Source organism: Brachybacterium sp. AOP25-B2-12, from assembly GCF_052378625.1.
GTDB lineage: Bacteria > Actinomycetota > Actinomycetes > Actinomycetales > Dermabacteraceae > Brachybacterium.
On sequence record NZ_JBQSXW010000035.1, the window covers coordinates 1 to 8,411 of the forward strand.

At 65.1% G+C, this 8,411-nt stretch carries 5 protein-coding genes and 2 pseudogenes; all 7 read left to right on the forward strand.

All coding sequences use genetic code 11. The annotated features are described in order from the left end of the window. Positions 1-392: 392 nt before the first annotated feature. Positions 393-1,271 (forward strand): hypothetical protein, encoded by an 879-nt coding sequence (locus tag ACT3TZ_RS14750; protein WP_444584180.1) that lies wholly within the window; start codon positions 393-395, stop codon positions 1,269-1,271. A 98-nt stretch (positions 1,272-1,369) separates the two neighbouring features. After that, positions 1,370-4,925, forward strand: a pseudogene (mobF, locus tag ACT3TZ_RS14755) (MobF family relaxase). Between the two features lie 156 nt (positions 4,926-5,081). Continuing rightward, entirely contained in the window at positions 5,082-5,402 is a 321-nt protein-coding gene (locus tag ACT3TZ_RS14760) for a hypothetical protein (RefSeq protein WP_444584181.1), read from the forward strand. A gap of 123 nt (positions 5,403-5,525) precedes the next feature. After that, on the forward strand, positions 5,526-5,726 hold the full coding sequence (locus ACT3TZ_RS14765) for a helix-turn-helix domain-containing protein (RefSeq protein ID WP_347125506.1): 201 nt from the start codon (positions 5,526-5,528) through the stop codon (positions 5,724-5,726). A 69-nt stretch (positions 5,727-5,795) separates the two neighbouring features. Next, positions 5,796-7,274: a hypothetical protein gene (locus tag ACT3TZ_RS14770; RefSeq protein ID WP_444584183.1), complete on the forward strand. Its 1,479-nt coding sequence runs from the start codon at positions 5,796-5,798 to the stop codon at positions 7,272-7,274. 29 nt (positions 7,275-7,303) lie between these two features. Further along, positions 7,304-8,191 carry a DNA adenine methylase gene (locus ACT3TZ_RS14775; RefSeq protein WP_444584182.1) on the forward strand — a complete coding sequence of 296 codons (888 nt, stop codon included), beginning with the start codon at positions 7,304-7,306 and terminating at the stop codon, positions 8,189-8,191. Beyond that, a pseudogene (locus ACT3TZ_RS14780) lies at positions 8,191-8,411 on the forward strand (hypothetical protein); the annotation flags it as partial. The gene ACT3TZ_RS14775 and the pseudogene ACT3TZ_RS14780, both read left to right, overlap by 1 nt.

The following is an 8,411-nucleotide window of genomic DNA, read 5'->3' on the forward strand; positions in this document are numbered from 1 at the left end:
CGGGCTCGTGCATGCCCTCAAGGTTGGCAAGTAGCCGATTGCGGTCCGGACGCTCGCTTCTACGACATTCACCGCCTCGTATGAAAACCCACAAGCGTTCGGTGCGCGCATAGGCCCCCGGCAGATCGGTGAACTCCGGTCGTCGTCGCTGCGGCTCCTAGCCGGACTGGTCACCTGCCAGGTGCTTGCGTCTTCCGCGCCGGGAGTCGGACGAGCCGTCCCGGCCTCTACCAGAGCCGTGGTCTCCGACCTTGTCTCAGAGTTGCCACGCGTCTTGCAGGTCGAGGTCTCACGGCCCTCGTCGTCCGCAAGAAGACGATGCTGTATGTAAGCGAGGCACCAGAGCGCGGAGGAAGCGCGCGGGTACCCTGGGGCTTCAAGAGGAGGGGCCAATGTACGTCAAGCCCGAATGGCAGGGGACAGCGCAACATGGCGAAGCCTCCGATCTGTCGCGCTGGTTGGTGCATCTCACGCGCTCGGAGGACGACCTGATCTCGATACTGACAACGGGCACGATCGAGGCCCGTGCACCTTTCGGCGCCGGGAGGTACTACTCAGGCGTCCAGCACCTTCACCAGTCGGTTTGTCTCACTGAGACGCCGCTGCACGAGCTTGGACGTATGACTTCGCGGCGTCCGTGGGGAATCGTCTTCGATAAGGAGAGGTTGCGCATGAAGTTGGACGCTCAACCTGTCTGGTATCTCAGCGACCCCTCGCCGCAGTGGCAAGCGCTTCGCGCCGCGATGGATGACGCAGAAGACATGCCAGACGCGCCGATCTGGCAACTGACTCCCTACATCGATGGCGTCCGCAACCGCCAGAGCAAGCGTCCGAACGACTGGCGATGGGAACGCGAATGGCGTGTGCGAGGCGACCTGGAGTTCGAGCTCAGCGACGTCTCCATGATCGTGTCTAGCGAAGCGGGAGCGACAGCCATTCTGGATGAGGTTTCCGTCGGCCTGCCATGGGTATCTCCTGATGGTGGTCGACCTCAGTGGGCGGGCGGCTTCACCGGAAGTTGGGACGCCGCTATCGAGCAGATGCTCGACCGATTCCACATGACTTTCACTTCTCTAGACAACGCGGGGATGCCTTGGGACAGTGAGGACAAAGCGTACGTTCAACTCGTTGAGTTCCACGACACCGCCTATGCCATGGACGAGGTGTTCGGCTACCTGATGCCGGACCTGTATGAAGCGATCGAGTCTGCTTTGAGCAATGAGAGCTACCAGTGGTGCCTGACCTATGACCTCGAACACTGGGGAGATTAGCGAACCGCCTCAAGGTGACCACCCTCCGGCCCTCGCGCGAGTGGTGACCTTCGGACTGCAGATCGATGCTGCGGGAGACATGGCCCCACCTGCTCATCATGACGGTATCGATGCGCGTCATGTCGGCAGGCGACGGATACAGGTACCTGCTGCGCACCGTCGCGGCCGGTGACGGCGACCGATCGCTTTCGACACCGCTCACGCGCTACTACGCCGAGGAAGGCAGTCCGCCGGGTCACTGGCTCGGCGCGGGCGTCGCTGCGCTCGGCGGCGCGATCCAGGTGGACGATCAGGTCTCTGAGTCCCAGCTTCAGCTCCTCGTCGGTATGGGCCGGAACCCGGTCACGGGCGACCCACTGGGCCTTGCGTATCCTGCCTACAAGACTGTGGCTGAGCGTGTCGAGGAGCGTACCGCCGCGCTCGACCCGGTGCTCGGACCGGCCAGTCGCGCCGAGGCGGTAGCGCAGATCGAGGCAGAAGAACGAGCGCGCGGGACGCGTCGCGCCGTCGCCGGGTACGACTTCACGTTCTCGATCCCGAAGTCCGCGAGCGTGTTGTGGGCGGTTGCGGATGCGGGGACGCAGGCGTTGATCGCGGATGCGCATCATGCGGCGGTTGCGGAGGTGGTTGCGTTCATGGAGCGGGAGGTCGCAGCCACCCGCACCGGCGCAACCGCCCGCAACGGTGCCGTTGCACAGGTCGATGTCCGCGGTCTGATCACCACGGCGTTCGACCACTACGACTCCCGCGTCGGCGACCCTCACTTGCACACCCATGTCGTCATCTCGAACAAGGTGCAGACCGTCCTCGACGGCAAATGGCGCTCCCTCGACGGGCGGCCGATGCACGCCGCGACCGTCGCGCTCTCCGAGCTGCACGAGGCGGTGTTCGCCGACCACCTCACGCGCGCCTTCGGTGTGGAATGGGAGGCGCGCGACATGGGGCGTGACCGCAACCCCGCCTGGGCGGTGACGACGGTGCCGGAGCAGCTGGTGGCGGAGTTCTCCTCCCGCTCCCGGCACATCGACGCGGAGAAGAACCGCCTCATCGCGGAGTACGTCGAGAAGCACGGCCGGCAGCCGTCGACGGCGACGATCATCAAGCTCCGCGCCCAAGCCACCCTCATCACGAGGCCCGAGAAGCAGGTCCGGTCCCTCGCCGACCTGACCGCCGAATGGCGGCAGCGAGCCGGCCGCCTGCTCGGGCGGGATGCGACCGCGTGGGCGCGGCGCGTCACCACGAAGGAGGCGCCGTTGCTGCTACGCGCCGACGACGTCCCGCTGGATGTGATTGCTTCCCTCGGGCAGAGCGTGGTCGAGACGGTCGGCGAGAAGCGGTCCACCTGGAGGCGGTGGAACCTCACCGCCGAGGCGGCCCGGCAGACGATGGGCTACCGCTTCGCGTCCACCACGGATCGGGAGGCGATCGTCGGGCTGGTGGTGGACGCCGCCGAAGCCGCCTCACTGCGGCTGACCCCACCGGAGCTCACGTCAAGCCCGGTGGCGTTCCGCCGCCCGGACGGCACGAGCGTGTTCCGCCCGAAGCACTCGACGGTGTTCTCCTCCGAACTCCTGCTCGCCGCCGAAGACCGCCTCCTCGAGCGCGCCCGCACGACGACCGCTCCCACGGTGCCGCTGGCAACCGTGGAGCGGATCGCGGATCGCGGCCCGCCCCGACCGGCAGGGGCGGGTGCTCGGCGAGGAGCAAACCGCTGCGCTCGCATCCGTCGCGGTGTCCGGGCGCATCGTCGATGTCCTGGTCGGCCCCGCCGGGGCGGGCAAGACCACCGCCATGAACGCTCTGCGGCGGGCCTGGGAGCACGAGCACGGCCGCGGGTCCGTGGTCGGACTGGCGCCATCTGCGGTCGCAGCGCAGGTGCTCGCCGATGACCTCCGCATCCAGACGGAGAACACCGCGAAGTGGTGGCAGAACCACCTCGTCCAGGGAGAAACATTCCGCAAGGGGCAGCTCGTCATCGTGGACGAGGCGTCGCTGGCGGGAACCCTGTCCCTCGACCGCATCACCCGTCTCGCCTCCGAGGCCGGGGCGAAAGTGCTGCTGGTTGGGGACTACGCACAGCTCCAGTCCGTCGACGCCGGCGGCGCCTTCTCCCTCCTCGTCCACGACCGCGGCGACGCCCCCGAACTGGTCGACATCCACCGCTTCACGAACATATGGGAGAAGACCGCGTCCTTCGGGCTCCGGCACGGGCGTACCGAGGTCATCGACACCTACATAGAGCACGACCGCATCCAGGGCGGCGAGACGGAGACGATGGTCGACGCCGCCTACATTGCGTGGCGAGCCGACCGGCAGGCCGGACGGGCGACGGTGCTGGTCACCGACTCGAACGAATCCGTCCAGGCGCTTAACCAGCGCGCTCGCACGGACCTGATCCTCGACGGCACCGTGGACGCTCGCCGCGAGGTAGCGCTGCTGGACGGCACGTGCGCCGCCGTCGGGGATTCGGTCATCACCCGGCACAACGACCGCCGCCTGCGCGCCGGCCGCGGCTGGGTCCGCAACGGCGACCGCTGGACGGTCACCGAGGTCCGCGACGACGGCTCCCTCACCCTCCGCCGCGCCGACCGCAAGTGGGGAGCCTCGGTTGTGCTCCCCGCCGCGTATGTGGCCGAACACCTCGACCTCGGCTACGCCGTCACCTCCTACCGGGCCCACGGCATCACGGTGGACACCTCGCATGTGCTCGCGGACGCGAGCATGACCAGGGAGAACCTGTACGTGGCGCTCACCCGCGGACGGGAGACGAACCGCGCCTACGTCGTGACCGACAAGCCCGACGACTCCCACGACGGCCCGCATCCTGGCGACAACACCGAGGCCACCGCCCGGTCAGTGCTGTTCGGGGTGCTCCAGCACGTCGGTGCCGAGCTCTCCGCCCACGAGACCATCACCGCCGAACAGGACGCTTGGGCGAACATCGGCCAGCTCGCGGCCGAGTACGAGACGCTGGCGGCAGCCGCGCAACGCGACAGGTGGGCGCTCCTCGTCCGCGCGTCCGGTCTCACCGAGGAGGAGGCCGAGGACGCGATCGCATCCCCAACGTTCGGGGCGCTGACCGCCGAGCTCCGCCGCGCCGAGGCCAACCACCACGACATCGAAACGCTGCTGCCGCGCCTCGTGCGGGCGCACGGGTTCACCGACGCCGACGACATCGCCGCCGTCCTCCACTACCGCGTCTCCCGAGCCACAGCGAGGCCAGCGGGGTCCGGCCGCGCCCGCAAGGCACCCCGCCTGATCGCTGGACTCATCCCCGAAGCCACCGGCACCGTGAGCAGCGAGTTCCGGCAGGCGCTCACCGAACGACGCGACCTCATCGAGACCCGCGCCGACGCGCTCCTCGATACCGCGCTCACCGAGAAGCAGACCTGGACGAATGCGCTTGGCGCCCCGCCGAAGGATGCCAAGACCGAGGCGACCTGGCGGCGACTTGCCCGCACCGTCGCCGCCTACCGCGACCGCTACGGCATCACCGATCCCACTCCGCTCGGAACCCCGTCCGAGAACGACGCGGAGAAGATCGACGCCGCCCGGGCCAAGGCCGCCCTCGACCGGGCACGCAGCCTCGCACGGGGAGCAGGGGAGGAGCCGCAGCGTAGGCCGGAACGAGAGCCGGTCCGCCGCGCGCTGTGAGCCCGGTGCCCTTCCCGATGTCAGGCCACCGTTCTACAGTGGAGGACGAGGCGGCCTCTATATTGGCGCTGTCGCTCCCCGCGACGGTATGACCACCCCGCACGCTGGGCGGTCCTTTCAGGTTCTTGTCGCCGAACCCCTGGAAGGACTATGCCCGTGTTCCGGCTCATCTGGGCGGCCAGCGTCCGCACCCGCGACATCCTCAGCTACGCGCCCACGAACCTCCTCATCGCCGCCACCCGCACCCGCCGCGGCCTGCGCTGGGGTATCCCCGCGATGCTCCTCGCGATCCCGTACCTGCTCGCCGCCTACTGGTGCGTCACGACCATCGAAGCCGGCGGCCCCGGATGGCTCAACCTCGTAGTGCTGCTGTGCGCGTGGAACTCGGTCAAGTTGACCCTGAACGGACCCGCCAGCGTCCTCCGGCTGCTGCACGCGAGGGTAAAGGAGTGGCGCGCCGTTCGGGCGGGGTCGTGATCGAGACGGCGTCCTTGAGTCCAGATCACGCGGTACGGCATCGAGGAGCGGCGTGTGCCTGGTCATGCGCGGTGCACCGCTGGTAGCGTGAACTTACGTCCCAAAAGAGGAGAGAGCCGGAAGATGGCGGAAGATCACGAAGTCCTGACTACGGAGGAAGCTGCCGCACTCCTTCGCGTCAGCACCAAGACGGTTCTCTCCCTTGTGCGTTCCGGCAAGTTGCCAGGCGAGAAGGTTGGACGAGCTTGGCGCTTCCCGAAGCGCGACGTCCTGGACTATGTCCGAGGGTCGAGCGAACCTAAGGCGGGGATCGTGGATGAGTAAGGTGCAGAGCTTCGACACGACCGAGATCGGGATGCCCGCTGCATGGCGAGGTAGGCGACTGTGATCAACATGGCGACATGGGAAGAGCTGACCGTTGACATCGTCAACGGTGTCAGACTCGACCCCCGAAACGTCCGGTTGGACATCCCCGACGGAGTCCCTGAGTCCGACATTGTTCAGGACCTCTTCACGAACGAGAAGGCTCTAAACCTTGTTGAAGGCATCACGAAAGTCGGTCTTCTGACTCACGAGGTCCCCATCGTCGTTGAGCGTGACGGCACTCTCGTTGTCGTCGAAGGAAACCGTCGAGTGGCGGCGCTCAAAGCGATTCAAAACCCGTATCTCGCGCCGGACCACCAAGCACGAATCAGCAAGCTCGCGCAGAGCATCGAGAGCCGTGATGAACTCCGGCAAATCACCGTGAAGAAGGCGCCCACGCAAGACGATGCCGACCAACTGATCGCGGCGCTCCACACCGGAAACCAGCGTGTTGCCTGGAGCCCGGCTCGGCAAGCGGCGTTCTTCCAAGCACAGCTTGACGGTGGCAAGACCGCCGAGCAGCTCGTCGCGCAGTACCCGACCATCGATGTCCGAAAGTTCATCACTCGAAGCAAGATTCTCGGACTCTTTCGCGGCGTCAGCTTCGCTGACCCGTCGCTCCGCGACTACGTCAATCGTCGCCGCTTTCCCGTGTCGACTCTCGCACGGCTCTACGAGAACGACAAGTTCCTGCAGCTCGCCGGTATCGAAATCGATAGCGACACAGGGAATGTAGAACTTCGTTCGCCGCGAGTTCTCTTCGAACGTCTGGCGACCAAGATCGTCTCCGATATTCGTGACGGAGCTATCAACACGCGTGTCCTGAACAGAACCTCCGGCGAACGGTACGTCGCCTACATGGACGAACTGCGCGACTTGCTCAACGAGAACGAGGACTCGACTGCCGACCACAGCGCATCTCATGAATCCTCGTCATCGAATGCAGGCTCGGCAGGGTCCAACCACAAAGAGGGCGGACCGAATGGCGAGCACCGCGATGGTGACCAGACGTCATCTGACACGGAATCGGATGCAGGTAGTGACAAGGCAAAGCCGTTCCCGAGGAAGCGGAACTACCTCAACACAGACAATCTCACGGTTCCGACCACCTTCCCCGCGTCGATTCACGAGATCGTCAAGGAACTCTCCGCAATCAACATCCAGCGATTTCCAAACGCGACCCTCGACCTACTGCGCACCTTCCTGGAGAAGACGATCAAGGCCCATGCCGAGGTGCTCGGGGAGGACATCAAGAAGGGCTCCAATGAGCAGGGATTCGTGTATCTCTCGAACTGCCTCGTCTGGCTCGAAGAGCACTTCAAGACGACCGGACAGACCGCCTTTATCCAGCCCGTACAGAAGATTCGCGGTGGACGCTACGGCTTCGTCGGGTCGAAGGCCCACCTCGACGCAACCAACCACAACCATCACATCTTTGCCACACCCGATGACGTTCGCGAATGCTGGGCGACCATCGAAGGAGTCATGAAAGCGGTACTCAAACCATGACGCGAACAGCGACATCTGCCAGGAAGAGAGTGACCATCTCACCTCTTCGGTACCCCGGTGGCAAGGGACTGCTCTACTCGCGACTGCGGACCATCATCCGCGAGAACGACCTCACTTCAAGCGTCTACGTCGAACCCTACGCCGGGGGAGCCGGGGCCGCTCTCGCGCTACTGGTATCCGGTCAGGTCGAGCGAATCGCAATCAACGATCTCGACCCGGCGGTGTTCGCGTTCTGGAACGCAGTGGTTACGCAGCCTGGCGAGTTCACGCGGCTCGTCAACAACGTTGAACTCACCGTGGATGAGTGGGAGCGACAGCGAGAGGTCTACCTGACATCGCCGAGAGAGGACCACCTTCCCCTTGGGTTCGCCACCTTCTACCTCAACAGGACTAACCGTTCCGGTGTGCTGAACGGCGGGCCGATCGGCGGGAAGGACCAGACGGGAAACTATAAGATCGACGCTCGCTTCAATCGGGAGGGTCTGGCGGAGCGGATCAGGTTGATCGCGCTGCACGCGGACCGTATCGCCGTGACCAACGAAGACGGTCTAGACGTGATCTCACGCTACTCCGACAGCGAGGACGCCTTCATCTACGCAGACCCGCCCTACTTCGAGAAGGCTGGGTCCTTGTACCTCAACGCGTTCCAAGAAGCCGACCACAAGGCGCTTGCTGAACGTTTGAAGAGTGTCGAGCGAGCGAAGTGGATTCTTACCTACGACAACGTCCCCCAGGTCGCAGAGCTCTACTCGACTCTCCGACGACGACTCTTTGCCCTGAACTACTCCGCACACCGCGTTATGAAGGCTAACGAAGTCATGGTGTTCTCACCCCACCTCGCGATCCCGGAAGAACTCGAATCCGCCCACGCTGATCTGGTGCAGCGTGTGGGCGGCACTATAGAAGGAGCGTCCTGATGGCGCGGCTCGAAAAGGCGGCACCCGACACGCTATCCCTCGATCTGTCGAACCCGCGGATGCCGGACGCGGAGTTCACCGACGAGGATGAGGCGATCGCCTACCTCTACGTTCAGGCAGATTTGGGCGAGCTGATCCAGTCGATCGGGAACTCGGGATGGCTGGACTTTGAGCCTCTCATCGTCGAAGAGTCGACGCGAACCGTCGTCGAAGGCAATCG